We start from the raw sequence: 22019 nt of genomic DNA, 5'->3' as shown, positions 1-22019 counted from the left end.
GGATGGCCACCTGCCCCGTAGGGCACGACTCCTCCGACGAGGAATACTGCGACATCTGCGGCGCGCTGATGTCGGGCACCCCGGCCCAGGGCGTGCCCGGACCGGGGGCGTCCGCCGGTCCCGCCGTGCCTCCCGGTGCCCCGGGAGGCGGCGGGCAGCCCGGCGCTTGCCCCGACTGCGGGGCGCCGCCCAGCGGCCGCTTCTGCGAGACGTGCGGCTACGACTTCGTGCTCGGAGGCGGCGCCCGCACATCCCAGCCCGCCGCCGCGCCCCCCTCTCAGCCGGTGACCTCCGCCCGGCCCGCCCCGCCCTCCCAGCCGTGGCAGCCCGCGCAGCCGGTGCGGCCCGGCCAGTCCTGGCAGCCGGCCCAGCCCGTCGAGTCGCCGCGATCGTGGCAGCCCGCGCCGCCCGTCCAGCCCGCCTCTCAGGCGACGCAGGGCGGCACGGGGCAGGCCCCGGCGGGCGGCTGGGTCGCGGTGATCGCCGGCGACCGCGCCTACTACGACGCGATGATCGCGCAGGGCGGCCCCGACGCGGCGTGGGTGGCGTTCCCGCCGTACTGCCCGGAGCGGCTGGTCCACCTCACCGGCGCGGAGATGCGCATCGGGAGGCGCAGGCAGTCGCGGCCCATGGTGCCGGAGATCGACCTGTCGGAGCCTCCGGAGGATCCCGGCGTCTCGCACCTGCACGCCGTGCTGCTCGCCCAGCCTGGGGGCACCTGGCAGCTCGTCGACCCGGGCTCGGCCAACGGAACGCTGGTGAACGGCGAGGCCGTGGAGGTCAACGTCCCGGTTCCCCTCGCCGACGGCGACCGCGTGCACGTCGGCGCGTGGACCGTCATCACGGTGCGGAAGGCCTGAGATGACACTTCCCGCTCCGGCGTCCGCCGCCCCCGCTCCCGTCGTGGCCCCCGATCCCGCCGCGCCTCCCGCGCCCGCCCCGGGCTTCGCGCCCACGCGCCGCGACAGGAGGGTGCGCACGGTCCCCGGGCGCATCCGCCTGTTCGCGGCCCTCGCCGTGGCGGCCGTCCTGCTGCTATTCGCCACGGTGACCCTCGCGATCGGGCACGCCAAGGACGGCCTGAACGCCATCGGCCACACCGCGGGCCCGCAGGTCGTGGCCACGGCCGACCTGTACTTCGCGTTGAGCGACATGGACGCCCAGGTCGCCAACCTGCTGCTCACGGGCCGCAGCGCCGGGGTCGGCCCGGGCCGCCAGGCCACGCTCGACCGTTACGACGAGCGCCGCTCGCAGGCCGACCGCGCCGTGCTGCAGGCCGCCGACCTTGCCAGCGGCGACGCCACCGAGCAGGTGACCGTACGGGCGCTGCTCGACGGGCTCGGCCGGTACGAGCAGCTGGCCGCCCGCGCCCTGGTGCTCGACGAGCAGTCGGGCCATGGGGCCGGGCCGCCCCCGCAGGCGGTGCTCGACGTCTACCGCCAGGCCACCGACCTGATGCGGCTCGACCTGCTGCCCAAGGCGTACAACCTGACCCTCGACAGCGGCACCATCGTCAGGCACGCCTACCTCGCCGAGCTGTCCGCCGTGCAGTTGGGGCGCGTCTGGGTCGCCCTCGGCGGGGGGCTCGCGCTCGCCGTGCTCGTCGTGCTGCAGGTCTTCCTGAGCCGGAGGTTCCGCCGGACGTTCAACCTGCCGCTGCTGGTCGCCACGCTCGTCACCGGCGCGCTGACGCTCGCTTCGGTGCTCGTCCTGCACCACGAGGGCGGCGTGCTCACCGACGCCAAGGAGAACGGTTTCAACTCGGTGCTGGCGCTGTCGCGGGCCCGCGCCATCGGCAACACCATGCACGGCGACGAGAGCAGGTACCTGCTCGACCCGCAGCGCGCCGACACCTACGAGCAGGTGTACCTCGACAAGTCGCAGGCCGTGCTGTACGTCCCGGGCGGCAACCTCGACAAGTACTACGCCGCCGTGGACGCCGGGGTGGCCGCCTATCCCGGGAAGGCCGACTTCCTCGGTTTCTACGGCTCGGAGGCCGCCCACATCACCCTGCCCGGCCAGCGCGACGCCATCGGCGAGGTGCTCAAGCGCTACCAGGCGTTCCAGCAGAACGACCGGCGGATACGGCGGTCGGCCGAGGGCGGGATGGGGCGCGAGGCGATCGACGACGCCATGGGACCCGCCTTCGGCGCGTACGACGAGGCCCTGGTGCGGCTCACGGCCCTGCACCGCGACGCGTTCGACTCCGCGGTGCGCGACGGCGACGGCGCGCTCGGCGGGTGGGACCTGGTGCCGCCGGCCGCGGCGCTGGCCGCCATCGTGCTGATCCTCATCGGTGTCCGGCCCCGGCTCGCCGAGTACCGCTGAAGGGAACGTCTTGATGGTCACGCTCACTCGGAAGCGCCGCGCGGGGCGCGGGGAAGGTCATACCCGGCGCGCCGCCGCCGTGGCGCTGGTCGCGGCGGTCGCGATCCCGCTCGCCGCGTCCTGCGGCGCCGGCGCCTCGATCCTCAACAAGGACTCGCTGGTCATCGGCGTGAAGCCCGACCAGCCGGGGCTCGGGGTCAAGGCGAAGGACGGCACCTTCAGCGGGTTCGACGTCGACGTCGCCTCCTACATCGCCCGCAAGCTCGGAAAGCCCGCCACGTTCGTCGCGGCGCCCTCGTCGGAGCGCGAGAAGATGCTCAGGGGCGGCACGGCGGACCTCGTCGTCGCCACCTACTCGATCACGGCCGAACGCAAGACGAAGGTGTCCTTCGGCGGGCCGTACTACGTGGCCCACCAGGACACGCTGGTGCGCGCGGGGGAGAGCGGCGTCACCAACGTGCGCGACCTGCGCGGCCGCAAGCTCTGCCAGGTCACCGGGTCCAACTCCTGGCGCCGGGTGAAGGAGGAGCGGAAGATCCCCGTCACGCTGGTCTCGTCGGCGTCGTACAGCGAGTGCGTCCGCGACCTCAAGGCCGGCACCGTGGACGCGGTCTCGACCGACGACCTGATCCTCGCGGGGTTCGCCACCTCCGGTACCAAGATCGTCAACGCGCCGTTCAGCGACGAGAGGTACGGCGTGGGCATCCGCACCGGGGACGTCGACGGCTGCGAGGCGGTCAACAAGGCGATCACCGAGATGTACCAGGACGGGACCGCCAAGAAGCTCCTGCAGAAGTGGTTCGCCAAGTCCGGCCTGGCCCTCAGCTACACCGTCCCGCAGTTCGAGGGCTGCGGCTGACCGGTCGTGCGGGCCGCCGGAGCGCCGCGGGTGGCCAGGTCGTGCGGGCCGCCGGAGCGCCGCCGCCGGCCCGCCGTGTCCTCGGCGAGGGCCGTCACGCCCACGCCCGAGCGGACATATGGCCTATTTCGTGAAATTTCGTGAACAAGGGGGAGCGTCTGAGGTGGGGGTGGCGTGGGACATCCTGTGTGGACGGCTATATTACGGGTGAACAAGCCGCGCTCTTGTTCATGAACTTCGGGTTCTCTCATGGATCGAGGCCGGCCGATGGGCGACATGATCATCGTCAACTGCACGGTGGTCGACGGCAGGGCGGCCGATGGCCTCGGACCGATCCATGACGCGGCGGTGCTGGTCCAGGGCGACCGCATCGCCGCCGCCGGGCCTCGCGAGGAGCTCCTCGAACGGGCGGGGGACGTCAGGCGCGTCGACCTCGGCGGCGCCTACGTCACACCCGGCCTGGTGAACATGCACACCCACCTGTCGCTGTCGCTGCCCGGCCAGGGCGGTGAGAGCGTCAGGGCCATGGGACCGCACGACCTCGCCCTGTACATGGCGGACGGCGCCCGCCGCACCCTGCACTGCGGGGTCACGACGGTGAGATGCGTGGCCGAGAAGGACCACGCGGACTTCGCGCTGCGGCGCGCGATCGAGTCGGGCAGGGTGCCGGGGCCCCGTGTCTTCACGGCCGGACGGGCCCTCGTCTGCACCGGAGGCCACGGGCACGACGGCGCCGACACCCTGGAGTGCGACGGGCCCGGCGAGTTCCGCCGGGGCGTGCGCGCCCAGATCAAGGCGGGCGCCGACCTCATCAAGGTCATGATCTCGGGCGGGATCGCGGGCGAGCACGAGCGGATCGACACCCCGCAGCTGTTCGCCGACGAGATGGAGGCCGTGCTCGCCACGGCGCACGCGTGGGGGCGCAAGGTCACCGCGCACGCCGGCCCCGCCGAGGTGATCGCCAAGGCCGTGGAGCTGGGCCTCGACTGCGTCGAGCACGGCTACGAGCTCACGCCCGAGGTCGCGGCGGCGATGGCCGGGCGCGGCACGGCCCTGGTGCCCACCCTGCTGGTAACGCGGTGCAAGGAGTTCTTCGACGAGCTCGGGGTGCCCGAGTGGATGCAGTGCCGGTCTCTCGGCGCGGGCCCCCGGCACCTGGAGAGCTACGCCATGGCTCTTGAGGCGGGCGTCCCGGTGCTTCTCGGCAGCGACATGCCGCCCTTCTGGCAGTTCGAGGGGACGAACGCGACGGTGCGGGAGCTGGAGTACATGTCGGAGGCTGGCCTCGGCCCGGCCGGCGCCCTTCACGCGGGGACGCTGGGCCCGGCCCGCTGGCTCGGCGCCGACGCGGACATCGGCACCGTCCAGGCCGGCCGGTACGCCGACCTCATCGCGATGGACGCCGACCCGCTCGCCGCCACTTCGTCCTTCCGCGCGGTCCGATGGGTGATGAAGGGCGGCGAGATCGTCCGCGACGACCTCGCCGGATGGCCGGCCTCGTGAAGCGCGAGCCTGGCGGCCGGGACCACGCTCAGGAAGATCCAGAGGAGGGGTTCACCGTGTCAGAACCGGAAGCCCGGGACGGCAGGGGACCCGCCGAACCCGAGACGGGAAGCCGGCGGGCCGGCCCCGGAGAGCCGCAGGAGTCCGGCGGAGCCGGTGAATCCCGGAGTGGCACCGAACGGGCCGTCCCCGAAGAGGCCGGGAACATGGAGTTGTACGACCTGAGGGTCGTGGTCGATCGGATCGAGGGCAGGTCGGTCTGCGGAATGCGGGTCGGCGACCGCTTCGAGCTGGAGCGGAGCGCGCACCTGCGCCTGCCGGACGGCGAGCATTTCTGCGTGTACGCGCTCGCCGCGGTGCTGCCGTTCCTCGCGGCCAAGCAGCGCGACCTCGCGGCGGGCGACTGGCTCGCCCAGGACTCGCTGTTCGCCTGCCCCGACCCGGAGGAGCGGCTGGTGATGCGGGTGGAGCGCACCCGCCGCCGCCGGATGAACTCCGCGGACCTGACCTGACCTGGGGGACCGCCGTGCTCCTCACGGATGACGGCCCGGCCCCCACCTATGAAGACGTGCTTTACATGGAAGTCTTGGAGGAATCCCGATGAACGTTGCCGAGATCGGGCTCGGCCTGCAGAGCGACAAGCGGCCCGGCGACTACGCCCGGCTCGCGCGCCGGGCCGAACGGCACGGGTTCGACGTGCTGACCGTGTTCGGCGACCTCATGTACCAGCCGCCGATCTTCCCGCTGCTGGAGATGGCCGCCGCGACCGAACGCGTGCGGCTCGGCGCGGCGTGCCTCAACCCCTACTCGCTCGCCCCGTACGAGATCGCCGGGCAGCTCGCGACCCTGGACCTGGCCTCGGACGGCCGCGCCTACCTCGGCCTCGCCCGGGGGACGTGGCTCGGCGAGGTGGGCATCGCCCAGCCCCGGCCGCTCACCGCGCTCGCGGAGGCGGTGGAGGTCGTCTACCGGCTGCTCGGCGGCGACCTGGCGGGGTATGAGGGGGAGGTGTTCCGCCTCGCGCCCGGCACGCGGCTGCGCTACGCCGTCCAGCGGCCCCGCCCGCCGCTGCTGCTCGGCGCGTGGGGGCCGAAGGGCGCGGCGCTGGCCGGGCGCGTCGCCGACGAGATCAAGGTGGGCGGCAGCGCCAACCCCGCGATGGTGCCGGTGATCCGCGAACGGGTCCGCGCCGGCGCCGAGGAGGCCGGGCGCGACCCCGGTGACATCGGCGTCGTGCTCGGCGCGGTAACCGTCGTCGCCACCGACGGCCCGGCGGCCAGGGCGAGGGCGCGCACCGAGGTCGCCATGTACCTCGCGGTCGTGGCCGAGCTGGACCCGACCGTCGACATCCCGGCCGACCTGCTCGCGCGGGTGCGAGAGCTGGTCGACGCGGGGCGGCACCGGGCCGCCGGAGGGCTGATCCCCGACGACCTGCTCGACCTGTTCGCGTTCTCCGGCACCCCCGAGCAGGTGGCCGCGCAGGCGCAGACGCTGATCGACGCCGGCGTGCGTCGGGTGGAGTTCGGCACCCCCCACGGCCTCGACGACGACCGGGGCGTGGAACTGCTCGGCGCCGCCGTCCTTCCCATGCTCGACCGCTCCGGCGGCACGACCGCGCAGGTCGAGGACCATTCGGACGACGCCCAGCCCTACGGCGCCGCCTCATCCGTGCCCGGCCGTACGCAGGAGCCGCGGCCGTACGGCGCGGCGCGGGCGACCGGACGACCGCGGCACGTGGAGGTCTGAGACATGCGGGTGCTCGTCGTGGCCGGTCCCGGTCTGGTGGCGGACGCGGGGTTGCTGGAGGAGGTGACGGCGGCCGAGGCCGCCGGGCTCGGGGTCCCGGGCCGCCTCACGGTCGCGGGCGACGTCGCCGCGCTGCGGGCCGCGCTCGACGGCACGGAGGAGGACTGCGCCGTCGTCGCCCTGCCCGGTCCCGAACCTGCCGCCAGGCGGCTCGTCGAAACCGCCCACGCCTTCTCCCCCCGTACGGTCTGGCTCGATCTGGCCAGGGTGGGCCCGCTCCCGGCGGCGGGAGGCGCCGCCCACCTGCAGGGACGCGGCGTCTTCGGCCTCTCGTGGGCCATCCGCCACGCGGTGCACCGGTTGCGGCGGCCCGCGCGCCGCGTCCCGTACGGCGGGCACGCCGACCAGTGGGGAGAGCTGCGGCTGCCGCCCTCGGCCGACGGCACGCCCCTGCCGGTCGCGGTCCTGGTCCATGGCGGCTACTGGCGGTCGATCTGGGAGGCCGACCTCATGGACGGGCTCGCGATCGACCTCGCCGACCGGGGCTACGCCTCCTGGAACCTGGAGTACCGCCGCCCCGACCCGCACGGCTGGGAGGCCACCACCGGCGACGTGGCGGCGGGGGTGGCGGCGCTGAGCGGGATCGACGCCCCGCTGGACCTCGGCAGGATCGCGGTCGTCGGCCACTCGGCGGGCGGCCAGCTCGCGCTCCTAGCGGCGGCCGGCACGCAGCGCGGGACCGACTCGCAGCGCGGGACCGGCACGGGACGCGGGGGCGGCACGGGACGCGGGCCGCGGGTGGCGCTCGCGGTGTCGCTGGCCGGGGTGCTCGATCTGGTGGAGGGGGACCGGCGCCGCGTCGGAGCGGGGGCCGTCGCCGACGCGCTGGGAGGCGCCGCCACCGAGATCCCCGAGGTGTACGCCGCGTCCAGCCCGATGGAACGGCTTCCGCTGGGGGTGCCGCAGCTCGTCGTCCAGGGCTCCTCGGACGACCCCGACCTGCTCGACTCCAGCCGCAGGTACGCGCGGGCGGCGGGGCAGGAGGCGTCCTACCTGGAACTCCCCGGCGACCACTTCGACGTGATCGATCCGGCCACGCCGATCTGGCGGGCCACCGCACGCGAGATGGGCGGTCGCCTCGGTGCCCCCGCGAGCGGTCCGGGCTGACGAGCGCGCGTCAGTCGTCGGCGGGGGTGAGGGGGCGCCAGGGGATGGGGCTGGAGAGCATCATCATGCTGGAGGGCTGGCCGTAGGGGGCCAGGCGGTCGATCAGCTCCTCGAAGGCGCCCATCGAGGTGGCGGCCACGCGCAGCAGGCAGCAGGTGTCGCCGGTGACGCGGTGCACCTCGATGATCTCGGGCCAGGCCAGCGCCTTCTCGTCCCTGAGCACGCAGCGCACGCCGTAGCACGACATGCGGATCAGGGCGCTCACCTTGCGCCCGGCCCGCGCGAGGTCGACCCGCGCGTGGTAGCCGGTGATCACCCCGGTCTCCTCCAGCCGCCGCACGCGCTCGGCGACCGCGGGCGCCGACAGGTGTACCCGCCGGGAAAGCTCGCTGTAGGACAATCTCGCGTCCGCCTGCAGTTCGGCCAGAAGGGCCCAGTCCATCGCGTCCACGGTCACGCTCCGTCATCCGCAAACCGAAACCGTCCTGCGCGTTCCGTTCCAAAAGTGAAACGGCCGTATCGCCACTGACTCATCATTTCACTAAAATTCTATCTAAGTGAACATGGAGGTGAACTAGGGGGATGCGATGACGAGCAGACGGCGGGCCGGAGGTGCCCGGGTACGAGCGGTGGGCGCGCGGCAGCGTGGCTCCCGGGCGGTGGCCGAGCACGGCGCGCCCACCCTGGAGTTCGCGTCCGGCACCCCGTACGACGACTACGTGGCGGCGGAGGTCCTGCACGGGCTCCAGCGGCCGGTCACCGACGTGCCCGAGGAGCGCGCGTTCCTGGTGACGACTCAGGTCATGGAGCTCTACTTCGGGCTGATCCGGTCGGAGTGGCGGCTGGCGCAGCGGATGCTGGACGCGGACGAGGTGGTCGAGGCGACCGCCGTGCTCGCCCGGAGCGTGCGGTACTTCGAGGCCCTGAACGCGGCCTGGGGGGCGCTGAGCTGGCTGACCCCGAAGCAGTTCAACGCGTTCCGCGACGCGCTCGGCGAGGCGTCCGGCTTCCAGTCGGCCATGTACCGGCACCTGGAGTTCCTGCTGGGGAACAAGTCCGAGCCGCTCACCCGGCCGCATCGGCGCAGCCCAGAGGTCTATCGCGAGCTTCTGGAGGCCCTGGAGCGCCCCAGCCTGTACGACAGCGTGCTGGCGTTGCTCGCCAGGCGGGGGTTCGCGATCCCGGCCGTGGAGGATCCCGTGGCGGAGTACGCCGCGAGCCCGCTCGTGGAGGCGGCATGGGTCGAGATCTACGCCGGGCGCGGGCCGGGCGACGAGCTGTGGGCGCTGGGCGAGACGCTGACCGACCTTTCCGAGCGATTCTCCGACTGGCGCTACCGGCACCTCATGGCGGTGCGCCGGTCGATGGGGGCCAAGCCCGGCTCCGGCGGATCGAGCGGCCTGAGCTGGCTGGAGCGGAGCCTGAGCCGCGACGTCTTCCCCGAGCTGTGGTCGGCCCGCACGGTGATGTGAGCCGGCCCCGGCCCCGTTCTGCGAATGCCCACGCGGTGGTGTTCATGGTGTTCTGTCCCACGTAACAGAACGTCGTCCCGGGTGGGTCAGAACAGCCGGGGCGTCACCACCGACACCACGGTGGTGACGCGGTCGGTGTCGTTGTACATGGCGTGCGGCACCGTGGAGCGCAGGTGGACGCTGTCGCCGGGGTACAGCCGGTGCTCCACGCCGTCGACCTCGTACAGGAGCTCGCCGTCGAGGACGAACGCGAACTCCTCGCCCGCGTGGCCGTAGGCGTCCTCGCGGCGCCCGCCGGGGGCGATGTGCACGAGCAGCGGTTCAAGCACGAGGCTCGGCCCCCGGGCGGACAGCATGCGGTAGGTCTGCTGGCCCGACACGTACTCGGTGGCCGCCGTCGCCGCGCGGGTGAGCGTGAAGTGGGACGGTAGCCGGGCGACCGTCGCCCGCTCGCCGTCCGCCTGCTGGTCGTCGTCGAAGAACTCCGCCACGCTCCGGTCGAGCGCCGCCGCCACGCCGTTCAGCGCGGTCAGGCCGATGGAGGAGATGCCGCGCTCGACCTGAGAGAGGAATCCGATCGAGAGCCCGGAACGGGTGGACAGGCCGCGCAGGGTGAGGCCGCGCTCCTTCCGGAACCGGCGCATCCGGGCGCCGACCGCGTCCTGACGCTCGCGGTCGTCGCGATCGTCGCGGCCCTGCTGCTCCGAGGTGCCCACCGGAAGCCCTTCTCGATCGAGCGGCGCGGCCGCGCTATTTGATCCAGCCAAACATATTTCACAACAGGCGACGCCCCCGTGCCAACCTGCGCTTTCCACAACCATTCCGGCGAGGTGGTACCACGCGCCCGCACCCTGCCGGTCGAAGGGGCAGGGATGAACGTTTCGTGAGATAGGGCGGGTGGAACCTGGGGTAGGGAAGCGCGGGTGAAGGGCGAAGCTGACATGACCCCGGACGCCGCACCGGCTCCGATCACCGCCGACCTCCGGCTTTCCGTCAACGGCGGGCGGCATCCCGTCACCGTGGACAACCGGGAGACGCTCCTGGACACGCTGCGGGAGCGCCTCGACCTCACCGGTTCCAAGAAGGGCTGCGACCACGGGCAGTGCGGCGCGTGCACGGTGCTGGTGGACGGCAGGCGGGTGAAGTCCTGCCTGACCCTCACCGTCACCGTGGACGACAGGGACATCACCACCGTCGAGGGGCTCGCCGAGGGCGGCACGCCGCACCCGTTGCAGGAGGCGTTCATCGAGTACGACGCCCTGCAGTGCGGCTACTGCACGCCGGGGCAGCTCTGCTCGGCGGTCGGCATGCTGGCCGAGGCGGCCGAGGGGTGGCCGAGCGCGGTCACCGCCGACCTCGGCGCCGACCAGGGGGCGGTGAAGCTCGACGAGGACGAGATCCGCGAGCGGATGAGCGGCAACCTGTGCCGGTGCGGCGCCTACCCCGGCATCGTCGCGGCCATCGGCGAGGTGGCGGGGTGAGGCCCTTCTCCTACGAGCGCGCCTCCACCGCGCGGGCGGCGGTGGACGCGGCCGGGGCGGACTCCATGTATCTCGGCGGGGGCACGAACCTGGTCGATCTCATGCGTCTCGGTGTCGTCTCACCCGGCGCACTGGTCGACGTCACCCGCATCGCCGCCGACGCGATCGAGGAGACGCCCGGCGGCGGCCTGCGCGTCGGGGCGGCGGTCCGCAACGGCGACCTCGCCGCCCACCCCCTGGTACGGCGGCGCTACCCGATGCTCGCGCAGGCCGTGCTGTCGGGGGCCTCGGGGCAGATACGCAACATGGCGACCGTGGGCGGCAACCTGCTCCAGCGCACCCGCTGCTCCTACTTCCAGGACGTCACCAAGCCGTGCAACAAGCGGAGCCCCGGCTCGGGCTGCCCCGCCCGCGCGGGGGACCACCGCAACCTGGCGATCCTCGGCCATTCCGAGAGCTGCGTCGCCACCCACCCCTCGGACATGGCGGTCGCGCTGGCGGCGCTGGGCGCGGTGGTCCACGTGGAGGGCCGCGAAGGTCCGAAGAGCGTGCCGATGCCGGGCCTGCACCGCCTTCCCGGCGACGAGCCCGAGCGTGACACCGTGCTGGAACCCGGCGACCTGATCACGGCGGTGGAGCTGCCCGCGCTGCCGTTCGCGGCCCGGTCCCGCTACCGCAAGGTGCGCGACCGGGCGTCGTTCTCGTTCGCGGTGGTGTCGGTGGCGGCGGCGCTGGAGGTCTCCGGCGGGGTGGTGCGCGACTGCCGCGTCGCCCTCGGGGGCGTCGCGCACGTCCCGTGGCGGGCCGAGGCGGCGGAGGCCGCGCTGCGCGGGGCGCCCGCGACGGAGGCGGAGTTCGCCCGCGCCGCCGACGCCGAGCTGACCCGGGCCCGGCCGTTGCCGCTCAACGGGTTCAAGGTGCCGCTCGCCCGAAACGTTCTGATCCGTGTTCTCGCCGATCTCGTGGAGATGTGATGACCACCACCGGCACGAGGTATGTCGGCACCGCACTCGACCGGGTGGACGCCCTGGAGAAGGTCACCGGCCGGGCCAGGTACGCCTACGAGAACCGGCCCCGCGACCTGGTCTACGCCTATCCGGTGCAGGCGACCATCGCCCGGGGCGAGATCGTCCACGTCGGCGTCGACGGCGTGCTCAAGCAGCCCGGGGTGATCGCGGCCATCTGGCAGGCCAACGCCCCCCGGCTCGCGCCCTCCGACAACGCCGAGCTGGCCGTCCTGCAGTCCCGCAGGGTGGCGTACCGGGGGCAGTACATCGCGGTCGTGGTGGCCGAGACCTACGAGGACGCCAGGGAGGCCGCCGGGCTGCTGCGGATCGAGTACGCGGCCGAGGACCACGACGTCGAGCTGTCGGCCGGCCACCCGAGGATGTACCGCCCCGACCACGTCAACCCGGACTTCCCGTCCGACGCCCAGCACGGCGATCCGGACGCCGCCCTTCTCGCCGCGCCGGTCACGGTCGACGCGACGTACAGCACGCCGGCCGAGCACAACAACCCCATGGAACCGCACGCCACGGTCGCCGTGTGGGACGGCGACGGGCTGACGCTCTACGACTCCACCCAGGGGGCCTCGGCGCTGCGCACGGTGATCGCGCCGCTGTTCGGCATGCCGCCCGCCCAGGTGCGCGTCATCTCCCCCCACGTCGGCGGCGGATTCGGGTCCAAGGGCCGCGCCCACCCCCACGTGGTCCTCGCCGCCCTCGCCGCCAAGCAGGTCGGCCGCCCGGTCAAGCTCGCGGTGACCCGCCGGCAGATGTTCGCCGTCACGGGGTACCGCACGCCGACCGTGCAGCGGGTGAGGCTCGGCGCCGAGGCCGACGGGCGGCTGATCGCGATCACGCACGACGCGTACGAGCAGAGCTCCACCCTCACGGAGTTCGCCGAGCAGAGCGCCGTGGCAACCCGCATGATGTACGCCGCCCCGCACCGGCGCACCACCCACCGGCTCGTACGGCTCGACGTCCCGACGCCCTCCTGGATGCGCGCGCCCGGCGAGGCGCCGGGCATGTTCGCGCTGGAGTCGGCGATGGACGAGCTGGCGTCCGCGTGCGGCGTCGACCCGGTGGAGCTGCGGATACGCAACGAGCCCGCCAAGGACCCCGAGACCGGCCTGCCGTTCAGCTCCAGGAACCTGGTCGCCTGCCTGCGAGATGGCGCCCTGCGCTTCGGCTGGGCCGGCCGCGACCCCGAGCCGGGGATCCGGCGCAGGGGACGGATGCTGGTCGGCACGGGGGTGGCGGCGTCCACCTACCCGGTCTACCGCGCCCCCTCGACGGCCGCCGTCCGGGCCGAGCCGGGCGGCGGGTACACGGTGCGCCTCGCCGCCGCCGACATCGGCACCGGCGCCAGGACCATCCTCACCCAGATCGCCGCCGACGCCCTCCGCGCGTCCCCCGGCCGGGTGAAGGTGGAGATCGGCGACAGCGAGCTGCCCAAGGCCTCCCTGGCGGGCGGGTCCATGGGCTCCGCCTCGTGGGGCACGGCCGTGGTCAGGGCCTGCGAGATGCTCCTCGCGGAGCTGGAACGCCGGGGCGGCGTCGTGCCGCCCGCCGGGGTCGAGGCCGTCGCCGACACCAGACAGGAGGTCCGCGACCAGGCGAAGTTCGCGCGACACGCGTTCGGCGCGCAGTTCGCCGAGGTGGGCGTGGACGCCGACACCGGCGAGACCAGGGTGCTGCGGCTGCTCGGCGTGTTCGCCGCCGGACGGATCCTCAACCCGAAGACCGCGCGCTCGCAGCTCGTCGGCGGCATGACGATGGGTTTGTCCATGGCCCTCCTTGAGGAGAGCGTCATGGACCGCGAGTTCGGCGACTACCTCAACCACGACCTCGCCCAGTACCACATCCCGGCCAACGCGGACATCCGAGACATCCAGGCGTACTGGGTGGACGAGGACGACCCGCACCTCAACCCCATGGGCTCCAAGGGCATCGGCGAGATCGGGATCGTCGGCACCGCCGCGGCCGTCGCCAACGCCGTCCACCACGCCACCGGCGTCCGGATCCGGGATCTGCCGATCCGCCTGGACAAGCTGGTGCGCTGAGCGCGGCGGGAGCACATGACCGGGCTCTTCCGGCGTCCCGCCGACCGGCTCGCCGAAGCCGCCCCCGGCTGGCTGCTGGAGACGGTGCGTCCCGCCCGGGCACGTCCCCATTGGAGGGCCATGGCGCGCGTCGCGGCCTCGGTCACGATCCCGCTTGTGGCAGGCTGGGCCGCCGGGCGGATCACACTGGGCCTGCTGCCCGCCATGGGGGCCATGGCGGCGGCGCTGGCCGACCGGGGCGGCTCGTACCGGGCCCGGATCATCCGCATCGCCTCGGCCGCGGCCGGAGGCGCGGCGGGCTACATGATCGGGCACGCGGTGCGGGGGCTCGGCTGGTGGACGGTGCCCGTCGTGGTCGTCGTCTCGGTGGTGTCCGCGCTGGTCAGCACGAGCGGGGCGGCGGGCTCGCTGAGCGCGCTCCAACTGCTGGTGATGACGGTGCTCGGCATCGGCGTGCCCTACCCGCAGACGTCCCTCGCGGGCGCTCTGGCCTACCTTCTGGGGGCGGCGTGGGCGCTGGTGCTGTCAGTGGCCGCCTGGCCCGTGCGTCCCCGCGCCGCGGAGGAGGCGGCGGTCGGCCAGGTGTACCGGGAGCTCGGCCACCTCTTCGAGGAGCCGGGGCCGGACAGGGCCGTCGCCCTGGCGGCGTTCGACACCACGCTCAAGAACGCCTACGAGACCGTGTTCGGGGCCCGCTCGTCGGCGGCGGGGCCCGATCAGGAACGCACGCGGCTGGTCGCCCTGCTGAACCAGGCCTCCCAGACACGCCACGCGCTGGTCTCGCTGAACCAGGAGAACCGCGAACCGCCGACGGAGATCGCCCGCGTCGTCCGGGCGGTCTCCGTCGCCCTGTCCGGCGGTGACCCGCCCGCGGGGACGCCGAGGTGCGAGGCCGGCTCGCCCGCCCTGCGGGCCCTGCGCTCGGCCGTGGAGGAGGCCGTCGAGCTGGTCTCGGGCGCGGATGTGACGGCCGGGCAACTGCCCTACGAGCGCGTCGGGTACGGCGCCAGGCTCAGGTCCGCCTGGGAGCGGATGCGGCACGGGCACCTGACCCGCGTCTACACGATCAGGCTGGCGCTGTGCATGGGAGCCGCGGCGGCGATCAGCGAGCTGCACTGGATCCAGCGTTCCTACTGGACGATGCTGACCGTCGCCCTGGTGCTGAAGCCCGACTTCGGCTCGGTGTTCGCGCGGGCCCTGCAACGGGGGATCGGCACCGTCGTCGGCGCGGTGATCGGCACCGTGGTGCTCTCCGTGGTGCCCTACGGCCCGGCGATCCTGATCCCGATCGCCGTCTTCGCCGCGCTCCTGCCGTACGGGCAGCAGCGCAACTGGGGGCTGATGTCGACGTTCCAGGTGCCGCTGGTCGTGCTGCTCGTCGACCTGCTGACCGGCGCGGGCCCCAAGCTGGCGGAGATCCGGCTGGTGGACACGCTGATCGGCTGCGCCATCGTGCTGCTCCTCGGCTACCTGCCGTGGCCGGCGAACTGGCAGGCCCCGGTGGGGCCGCGCTTCGCCGACGCGGTGTCGGCCACGGCGCGCTACCTGCGGCACGCCTTCGACCGGGACGACCCGAGACGCGCCCTGCTCCACCGCGAGGCGTTCGACGCCCTGGCGGACCTGCGCACGGTCTTCCAGCGGGCCCTGACCGAGCCCCCGATGGTCAGCAGGCGCGTCACCACCTGGATGCCCGCGATGACCGCGCTGGAGCACGTGGCCGACGCCACCGCCGCCACCGTCGCCCGCACCGACCACGGCGCGCCGCCCCCCTCGGGCGAGGCGGTCCGGGCGGCCGCGAAGTCGCTGGACGACATCGCCGAGAGCGTCCGCGCCGGCCGCCCGGCCGGTGACCGGCCCGAACCGGTGGGCGACGACACCCTGGAACGGGTCGACCACGCCGTCCGCGGCCTCCACGCCACCCTCTCCGAAGCCGCCACCCGCTGAGCCGTGTCCCCGGATCCCGGACCAGGAGCGGACGGCCGGCAGGACCATGCCGGGGGACGGGCACGTGAGGACCCGGTCCGAGAGTGGGGTTGTTAAATCCCCTCATTTACGGTAGGAAATGGGTATGTTGATGAGCCCGTTGCTCGTCCGGCGGCTTCATGTGGACCTGTGCCGCCTCAGGGGTACGACCCGCCGTCCCTGACCGCGTCCACCGGCCGGTGAAGGGCGCGAGCCGCCGGCCGCTCCTCTCCCTCGCCCACCACGCCGTCACGGCGTAACGGAGCGAACCGAAGGCGTGCCCCCCGGAGCGACCTCGTGACCTCTCCCGTCTCCTTCCACCCCGACCCCGCCGCCGACGCCGGAGCCGAGCATGCCGGCGCGGGGGCGGGGAGCCCCGTGCCCACGGCGGCGCCTCGCGACCGCGCGCCGGGGTACCGCAGGCTCGGCGTACGGCTGCTGTCGATCGCGGTGCTCCTGGCGCTGTGGCAACTGGCCGCGAGCGTGACGCGGAACCCGTCGTTCATCCCCTCGCCCCGGGCGGTGTGGGACCAGCTCGTCCTGACCTCGACCGTCCACGACGGGATCCGGGGGTACAGCGGTCACCTCTTGGTCGAGCACCTCGGCGTCAGCCTCCGCCGCATCCTCATCGGCTCGGTGCTCGGCGTCGTGGCCGGGCTCGCGCTCGGCGTCGTCATGGGCACCGTGCCCTGGATCCGCGTCGTGGCCGAGCCGCTGGTGACCTTCGTCCGCGCGCTGCCGCCCCTGGCGTACTTCAGCCTGCTGATCATCTGGTTCGGCATCGACGAGACCCCGAAGCTGTGGCTGCTCACGATCGCGGCGCTCCCGCCGGTCGCGGTGGCCACCGCCTCCGCGGTGTACGCCGCCCCGGCCGGGCTGGTGGAGGCCGCACGGGCGCTCGGAGCGACCCGGTGGAACCTCACCAGGGACGTCGTGCTGCCCAACGCCCTGCCGGAGATCTTCACCGGCGTCCGGCTGGCCGTGGGCATCGCCTACTCCTCCGTCGTCGCGGCCGAGACCATCAACGGCGTGCCCGGCATCGGCGGCATGGTCCGCGACGCGCAGCGCTACCTCCAGACCGACGTCGTCGTGCTCGGGCTCTTCGCGATCGGCATCTCCGGCCTGCTCATCGACGCGGTTCTGCGTGTCGCGGAGAACCGGCTCATCCCCTGGCGCGGCCGCGCCTGACCGGCGTCCACCCCCACGATCCACAACGCCCCCTACGGACCAGAACCGCCCGTACGGACCGGAAGTCCGTACGAACCAGACAAGGAAACCCGTCCATGGCCCGACCACGCCTCAGGCGCCTGCTTCTCCTCGCCGCCGCCGCCGTGACGGCGGCCGCCCTGACCGCGTGCGGTGACGGCGCCGCCTCGGGCGGAGCCGCCACGGGCGGCGCGGGGGAGGCGGCGAAGACGATCCGCATCGCCTACCAGGCGTTCCCGAGCGGCGACCTCATCGTGAAGAACCAGGGCTGGCTGGAGGAGGCGCTGCCGGGCTACCGCGTCACGTGGACCAAGTTCGACTCCGGCGCCAGCATCAACACCGCCTTCGTCGCCAACAGCGTCGACATCGCCGCCATCGGCTCCAGCCCGGTGGCGCGCGGGCTGTCGGCGCCGCTGAACATCCCCTACCAGGTGGCGTTCGTCCTGGACGTGGCCGGGGACAACGAGGCGCTGGTCGCCCGCGACGGCGCGGGCATCTCCTCGGTCGCGGACCTGCGCGGCAAGAAGGTGGGCACCCCGTTCGCCTCCACCGCCCATTACAGCCTGCTCGCGGCCCTGGACAGGGCCGAGGTCCCCGAGTCCGACCTGACCGTCGTCGACCTGGAACCGCAGGACATCCTGGCCGCCTGGACGCGCGGCGACATCGACGCGGCGTACGTCTGGCTGCCGGCGCTCGACACCCTCAAGAAGAACGGCAAGGTGCTCGTCAGCAGCCGCGAGCTCGCCACGGCGGGCAAGCCAACGCTGGACCTCGGCGTGGTCTCCACCGCCTTCGTGAACACGCACCCCGACGCCGTCGACGCCTGGCGCAAGGTCGAGGCGAGGGCCCTCACGCTGATCGCGGGCGACAGGGACGCCGCGGCCACCGCAGTCGGCGCGGAGCTCAACATCAGCCCGGCCGACGCCCGCGACCAGCTCGGCCAGGGCGTGTTCCTGGCGCCGGCCGACCTCGCGGGCCCCGAGTGGCTGGGCACGCCGGACAAGGTCGGCGGGCTCGCGCAGAACCTGGTCAGCGCCGCCGAGTTCCTCAAGAAGCAGCAGAAGATCGACGCGGTGCCCGACCTCGCGACCGTACAGAAGGCGATCTACAACAAGGGGCTTCCGAGTGCGCTCTCCTGACATCGCCGACCCGGCCGCGCGGACGGCGGAGGCCGCCGCCGTGGACGTGCGCGAGGTGGAACACGTGTACGGCCGGGGCCAGGCCGCCGTCACCGCGCTCGGACCGGTGTCCCTCACCGTCCCCCCGGGCGCGTTCCTGGTGCTCGTCGGGGCGTCGGGGTGCGGCAAGAGCACCCTGCTCCGCCTCATCGCCGGGTTCGAGGCGCCCACCTCCGGAACCGTGCGCATCGGCGGCGTCGAGCCGGTGCCGGGCAGGGGAGCCGGGGTGGTGTTCCAGCAGCCGAGGCTCTTCCCCTGGAAGACCGTCGGCGGCAACGTCGAGCTGGCCCTGCGCTACGCGGGGGTGCCCCGCCAGGAACGGCTGCGCAGGGTTCCCGAGCTGCTGGAACGGGTCGGCCTGCACGACGTCGCCGACCGCCGCATCTGGCAGATCTCCGGAGGCCAGCAGCAGCGCGTGGCCATCGCCAGGGCTCTGGCCGCCGACGATCCGCTGCTGCTGCTCGACGAGCCGTTCGCCGCCCTGGACGCCCTCACCAGGGAACGGCTCCAGGAGGACCTGCGCCAGGTGAGCGCGGAGACCGGCCGCACCTCGGTGTTCGTGACCCACAGCGTCGACGAGGCGGTGTTCCTCGGCAGCCGTGTGGTCGTGCTCACCCGGCGTCCGGGACGGGTCGCCCTCGACGTCGAGGTCGGCCTGCCGAGGACCGGGATGGAGCCCGGCGAGCTGCGCGCGCTGCCCGAGTACGCGTCCCTGCGCGCCACGATCGGCCACGCCGTGCGCGCCGCCGCCTGAACCCGGCCACCGGCCGGCTGAGACCACCCGAGACCACCGAGACCATCCGAGACCGGAAGGACCGAGATGACGTACACGTCCGAGCACTCAATCACCGGCCTGACCCTCGACCCGCTGGGCCCGAACTTCGGCGCCGAGGTCGTCGGGCTCGACCTGGCCACGGCGACCGACGCCGAACTCGCGGCCGTGCGGGCCGCGCTCGTCGACCGCAAGGTGCTGTTCTTCCGCGGGCAGGGCCTCGACGAGGACGGCCAGGTGGCGCTCGGGCGGCGCCTCGGGGAGCTCACCGTCTCCCACCCCGTCGTCGGAGGCGTGGACGACGCGCATCCCGAGATCTACGCCATCGACAGCGCGGACGACGGCTTCGCCGACGTGTGGCACACCGACGTCACGTTCATGCCCCGCCCGCCGATGGGGTCCATCCTCCGCGCCGTCAGCCTGCCGGTGTCGGGCGGTGACACCAACTGGGCGGACAGCCAGCTCGCGTACGACTCCCTGGCCGGGCCGGTGCGGGAGATGGCCGACCAGCTGACCGCGGTGCACGACGGCAACCGCGAGTTCGGCTACTACCTGGCCCAGCGCCGCGGCGGCAGGGGCAACGTCTGGGAGGGCGAGACCGTCACCCGGCTCGATCCGGTGGAGCACCCCGTCATCCGCGTCCACCCGGAGACCGGGCGCAAGGGGATCTTCGTCAACCCGGGGTTCACCTCCCACATCGTCGGGGTGTCGGACGCCGAGAGCCGCGCCATCCTCGACCTGCTCTACGCGCACCTGACCAAGCCCGAGCACGTGGTCCGTCACAGGTGGCGGGCCGGTGACGTCGCCATGTGGGACAACCGCAGCACGGCCCACTACGCCAACCGCGACTACGGCTCGGCCCACCGCGTCATGCACCGCGTCACCCTGCGCGGAGACCGGCCCGCCGGCCCCTCCCGCTGACGCCGCGGGACCCCTGAGACGCCCCGGCGACGGTCAGGCGTCCTCCCAGAGGACCTGGCGAGGGGGCCGGGGGAGGCGGACCGCGCCGCTGCGGTCGGCCAGGGCGACGGCTTTGAGCAGCAGGGGGTGCCCGTCGCCGAGCGGCGGGCGGCCGTGGGAGAGGGGCGTGCGGTCGACCAGGGGGGCGAGGAGGTCGTCGAGCCCGTCGAACCGGCCGGTCTCGAACCGGTGGGCGGCCTCGTCGTAACGGCCTTCCAGGAGCAGCGGGTGCGTGGGGTCCAGCCCGCTCGCGGTCAGGCGCGCCAGCCCGGCGCGGTGACGTTCGGCGGCGCCCTCGTCACCTCGCGCGTCCTCGCAGCGGGCGGCCAGCAGCAGCGTCCGCGCGCGTCCGGGCGGGTCGCCCGGGTCGGCCTCGGCGGCGCGGACCCCCTTGAGGGTCGTGGCCGCCGCCGCCGGGTCGCCGCTCCACAGCTGGACCTCCGCCGAAGCGCGCCGCACCGCGAGGACCAGGGCGTCGGACGGCGACCCCGCGAGCAGGGCCGCCAGCTCCTCCAGCGCCCCCAGGGCCGTTCCGGTGTCGTCCCCGAGCGCCATCGCGAGCGCGTGCGCGGTGCGGGCCTCGGCCCACAGGCGGAAGGAGACGTGCCGGGCGAACCAGTCGTCGAGCACCGGAGTTCGTTCGAGCAGCCGCAGGACGGCGCCCGGGTCCCGCAGGGCCAGCTCGACCTGCGCCAACCGCACCGTGTCGTGGTTCGGCCAGTAGGCGGTCGGCTGGAGCAGGTCGGCGCGCTGCCGCCCGGCCTCCTGGAGCAGGTGACGCGCCTCGATCGGCTGCCCGGCCTCCAGCAACGCCTCGCCGAGGGACACGCGCGCCGCCACCACGTTGATGTCGCCGGGGTCGCCGAGGCGCGCCTGCCGGTCGGCGACGACGGCCTCGGCCTGGGTGAGGCCGTCCGCCACCCTCCCGGCACGGGTGGCCGCTCGGGCGGCGGCCTGGGCGGTCAGGGTGAAGCGCCTCCAGGCCGATGACACCCCCGTGGCGCCGTCCGCGCCCTTCGCGCGCGCCGAGCGTGCCTCCTCGATCAGCCGCGCCCCCTCGACCGGGCTGCCCTCCTCCACGAGCACCTCGCCGAGGTTGTGACGCGCCCGGGCGGCGTAGGAGGCCGCGACCTCCGGGTCGTGGATCTTGACCTCGGTCTCGGCGATCTCCAGGGAAGAGGTGAAGCCGGCCCGCGCGGCGTCCAGGTCGCCGTACCTGAGCAGGGCGAGCCCCCGCCGGCTCTGCACGTCACAGCGGGAGCGCAGGCCGGTCTCCGTGCCGGACTCGGGGGCCGGGAGCAGTCGTGACAGCTCCTCGGCCTCGCGGGCGGCCCGTTCGAGCAGGATCCCGGTGTCGAGAAGGGACCGCAGGACGTCGGCCTGGGCGTCCGCCTCGGCGCGCGTGCCGTCGCCGCCCCTCCGCGCGGCGTCGCGGGCCCGTTCGGCCACGTCGAGGTCGTTGATCCAGGTGCCGGCGAGCGGGACGAGGTGCCTCTCGTACCAGTGGGCGCTCAGGGCCGCCGCCTGCCGGTCGACGGGCCCGTCCGGATCGTCGGTCAGCGCGTCGAAGGCGAGGTCGGACAGCTTCTCCGCGCAGGCCCGCGCCCAGCCGGGGGGAGGCAGGCACATGGCGTGCGCCGCCGTCGAGATCACCGGGGCGAGGTGGTCGGCGTAGGCGACGACGCGGCCCGCCCAGCCCGCGGCGGCGACCCGTCCCATGGTGGTGTCCGGCCAGCTCGGCGGCCCCTGCGGAGCGGACTGGCGTTTCTCCGATGTCGCGATGTCACCGATGCCGAGCTGGACCTGCTGGGTGAGGAACGCCTCCGCCCGGTGGAAGCGGGCCACGAGGAGCAGCGCCTGGGTGACGAGGTCGCGCGCCTCGACGAGACCGGCGGGGGACTCTGGCCGCTCGGGCGGGCCGTTCCGGTCGGCGAACTCGACGAAGGCGTGGTGGAGGGCGAGGGCGACCAGGACCCGGCGGCTCTTCACCTCGTTGTAGAGCCACACGGCGCTGCGGCGCCCGCTCTGGCCCTCACGCGAGAGCCGCACGGCCGAGGCGACGTCCTCGGCCCTGACGAGGTGGTAGTCGGTGTGGCGGAGGACCCCTGCCGCGGCCTCTCCGATCGCCGAGAGCCGTCTTTCCTGCGCCGACACCTGGAAACCTCCTCCGTCAGGGCTGCGGTTCACGCATGTGAAGGGATATCAACGGCAAAAGCCATATTGATCTCCAAAGCATATATCTCGGACATGTAGCGGGCTTCATGGGGCCGGTGCCGTGCGGACGCCGTTCACGAGGGGCGGAACGAGGTTCTCACCTTTCG

Annotated in this window: 19 protein-coding genes; 16 read left to right on the top strand and 3 right to left on the bottom strand. The window is 73.6% G+C overall.

Going from position 1 to position 22019, the window contains the following annotated elements; genetic code table 11:
* The first annotated feature begins 2 nt into the window (after positions 1-2).
* The 7 genes from ACGFIV_RS06310 (at position 3) to ACGFIV_RS06280 (ending at position 7603) form a co-directional block, all read left to right on the top strand.
* Entirely contained in the window at positions 3-860 is an 858-nt protein-coding gene (locus ACGFIV_RS06310; protein ID WP_358555365.1) for an FHA domain-containing protein, read from the top strand.
* A gap of 1 nt (position 861) precedes the next feature.
* Positions 862-2328 (top strand): hypothetical protein, encoded by a 1467-nt coding sequence (locus ACGFIV_RS06305; protein WP_358555362.1) that lies wholly within the window; start codon positions 862-864, stop codon positions 2326-2328.
* A gap of 13 nt (positions 2329-2341) precedes the next feature.
* Positions 2342-3187 carry a glutamate ABC transporter substrate-binding protein gene (locus ACGFIV_RS06300; RefSeq protein WP_358555359.1) on the top strand — a complete coding sequence of 282 codons (846 nt, stop codon included), beginning with the start codon at positions 2342-2344 and terminating at the stop codon, positions 3185-3187.
* Positions 3188-3454: 267 nt separating this feature from the next.
* A complete protein-coding gene (locus tag ACGFIV_RS06295) occupies positions 3455-4690 on the top strand; it encodes an amidohydrolase family protein (RefSeq protein ID WP_392832522.1) in 1236 nt (411 codons plus the stop codon).
* 56 nt (positions 4691-4746) lie between these two features.
* The gene (locus tag ACGFIV_RS06290; RefSeq protein WP_358555353.1) at positions 4747-5202 is read left to right on the top strand and encodes a TIGR04076 family protein; all 456 of its coding nucleotides are present in this window, start codon (positions 4747-4749) and stop codon (positions 5200-5202) included.
* Positions 5203-5290: 88 nt separating this feature from the next.
* The gene (locus tag ACGFIV_RS06285) at positions 5291-6436 is read left to right on the top strand and encodes an LLM class flavin-dependent oxidoreductase (protein WP_358555350.1); all 1146 of its coding nucleotides are present in this window, start codon (positions 5291-5293) and stop codon (positions 6434-6436) included.
* 3 nt (positions 6437-6439) lie between these two features.
* On the top strand, positions 6440-7603 hold the full coding sequence (locus ACGFIV_RS06280; RefSeq protein WP_358555347.1) for an alpha/beta hydrolase: 1164 nt from the start codon (positions 6440-6442) through the stop codon (positions 7601-7603).
* A 10-nt stretch (positions 7604-7613) separates the two neighbouring features.
* On the opposite strand, the gene ACGFIV_RS06275 is transcribed toward ACGFIV_RS06280, so the two are convergent.
* Positions 7614-8045 (bottom strand): Lrp/AsnC family transcriptional regulator, encoded by a 432-nt coding sequence (locus tag ACGFIV_RS06275; RefSeq protein WP_358555345.1) that lies wholly within the window; start codon positions 8043-8045, stop codon positions 7614-7616.
* 145 nt (positions 8046-8190) lie between these two features.
* Here ACGFIV_RS06275 and ACGFIV_RS06270 point away from each other — a divergent pair, with 145 nt between their 5' ends.
* Complete coding sequence (locus ACGFIV_RS06270) at positions 8191-9075, top strand: tryptophan 2,3-dioxygenase family protein (RefSeq protein WP_358555342.1); 885 nt, start codon at positions 8191-8193, stop codon at positions 9073-9075.
* A gap of 86 nt (positions 9076-9161) precedes the next feature.
* Here the strand turns inward: ACGFIV_RS06270 and ACGFIV_RS06265 are convergent, their stop codons facing one another.
* Positions 9162-9791, bottom strand: coding sequence for a cupin domain-containing protein (locus tag ACGFIV_RS06265; RefSeq protein ID WP_358555339.1), 630 nt, complete (start codon positions 9789-9791; stop codon positions 9162-9164).
* A gap of 225 nt (positions 9792-10016) precedes the next feature.
* Here ACGFIV_RS06265 and ACGFIV_RS06260 point away from each other — a divergent pair, with 225 nt between their 5' ends.
* The 8 genes from ACGFIV_RS06260 (at position 10017) to ACGFIV_RS06225 (ending at position 19659) form a co-directional block, all read left to right on the top strand.
* On the top strand, positions 10017-10556 hold the full coding sequence (locus ACGFIV_RS06260) for a 2Fe-2S iron-sulfur cluster-binding protein (protein WP_358555394.1): 540 nt from the start codon (positions 10017-10019) through the stop codon (positions 10554-10556).
* A complete protein-coding gene (locus tag ACGFIV_RS06255; RefSeq protein WP_392832515.1) occupies positions 10553-11530 on the top strand; it encodes an FAD binding domain-containing protein in 978 nt (325 codons plus the stop codon). Before ACGFIV_RS06260 ends, ACGFIV_RS06255 begins: the two co-directional genes overlap by 4 nt.
* Positions 11530-13620, top strand: coding sequence for a xanthine dehydrogenase family protein molybdopterin-binding subunit (locus ACGFIV_RS06250; RefSeq protein WP_392832512.1), 2091 nt, complete (start codon positions 11530-11532; stop codon positions 13618-13620). The genes ACGFIV_RS06255 and ACGFIV_RS06250 overlap by 1 nt, the downstream gene beginning before the upstream one ends.
* A gap of 15 nt (positions 13621-13635) precedes the next feature.
* Positions 13636-15564 (top strand): FUSC family protein, encoded by a 1929-nt coding sequence (locus ACGFIV_RS06245; RefSeq protein ID WP_392832510.1) that lies wholly within the window; start codon positions 13636-13638, stop codon positions 15562-15564.
* A gap of 315 nt (positions 15565-15879) precedes the next feature.
* Positions 15880-16770 carry an ABC transporter permease gene (locus tag ACGFIV_RS06240; RefSeq protein ID WP_358561434.1) on the top strand — a complete coding sequence of 297 codons (891 nt, stop codon included), beginning with the start codon at positions 15880-15882 and terminating at the stop codon, positions 16768-16770.
* 95 nt (positions 16771-16865) lie between these two features.
* Positions 16866-17927 (top strand): glycine betaine ABC transporter substrate-binding protein, encoded by a 1062-nt coding sequence (locus ACGFIV_RS06235; RefSeq protein ID WP_392832507.1) that lies wholly within the window; start codon positions 16866-16868, stop codon positions 17925-17927.
* Positions 17914-18720 (top strand): ABC transporter ATP-binding protein, encoded by an 807-nt coding sequence (locus tag ACGFIV_RS06230; protein WP_358562116.1) that lies wholly within the window; start codon positions 17914-17916, stop codon positions 18718-18720. Before ACGFIV_RS06235 ends, ACGFIV_RS06230 begins: the two co-directional genes overlap by 14 nt.
* Before the next feature lie 66 nt (positions 18721-18786).
* A complete protein-coding gene (locus ACGFIV_RS06225) occupies positions 18787-19659 on the top strand; it encodes a TauD/TfdA family dioxygenase (RefSeq protein WP_358562113.1) in 873 nt (290 codons plus the stop codon).
* 33 nt (positions 19660-19692) lie between these two features.
* Here the strand turns inward: ACGFIV_RS06225 and ACGFIV_RS06220 are convergent, their stop codons facing one another.
* On the bottom strand, positions 19693-21852 hold the full coding sequence (locus ACGFIV_RS06220) for a hypothetical protein (RefSeq protein WP_392832503.1): 2160 nt from the start codon (positions 21850-21852) through the stop codon (positions 19693-19695).
* Between the last annotated feature and the right edge of the window lie 167 nt (positions 21853-22019).

This window comes from Sphaerisporangium sp. NPDC049003 (assembly GCF_043197795.1).
Classification (GTDB): Bacteria; Actinomycetota; Actinomycetes; order Streptosporangiales; family Streptosporangiaceae; genus Sphaerisporangium.
This window is presented reverse-complemented; position numbering and strand designations above follow the sequence as displayed.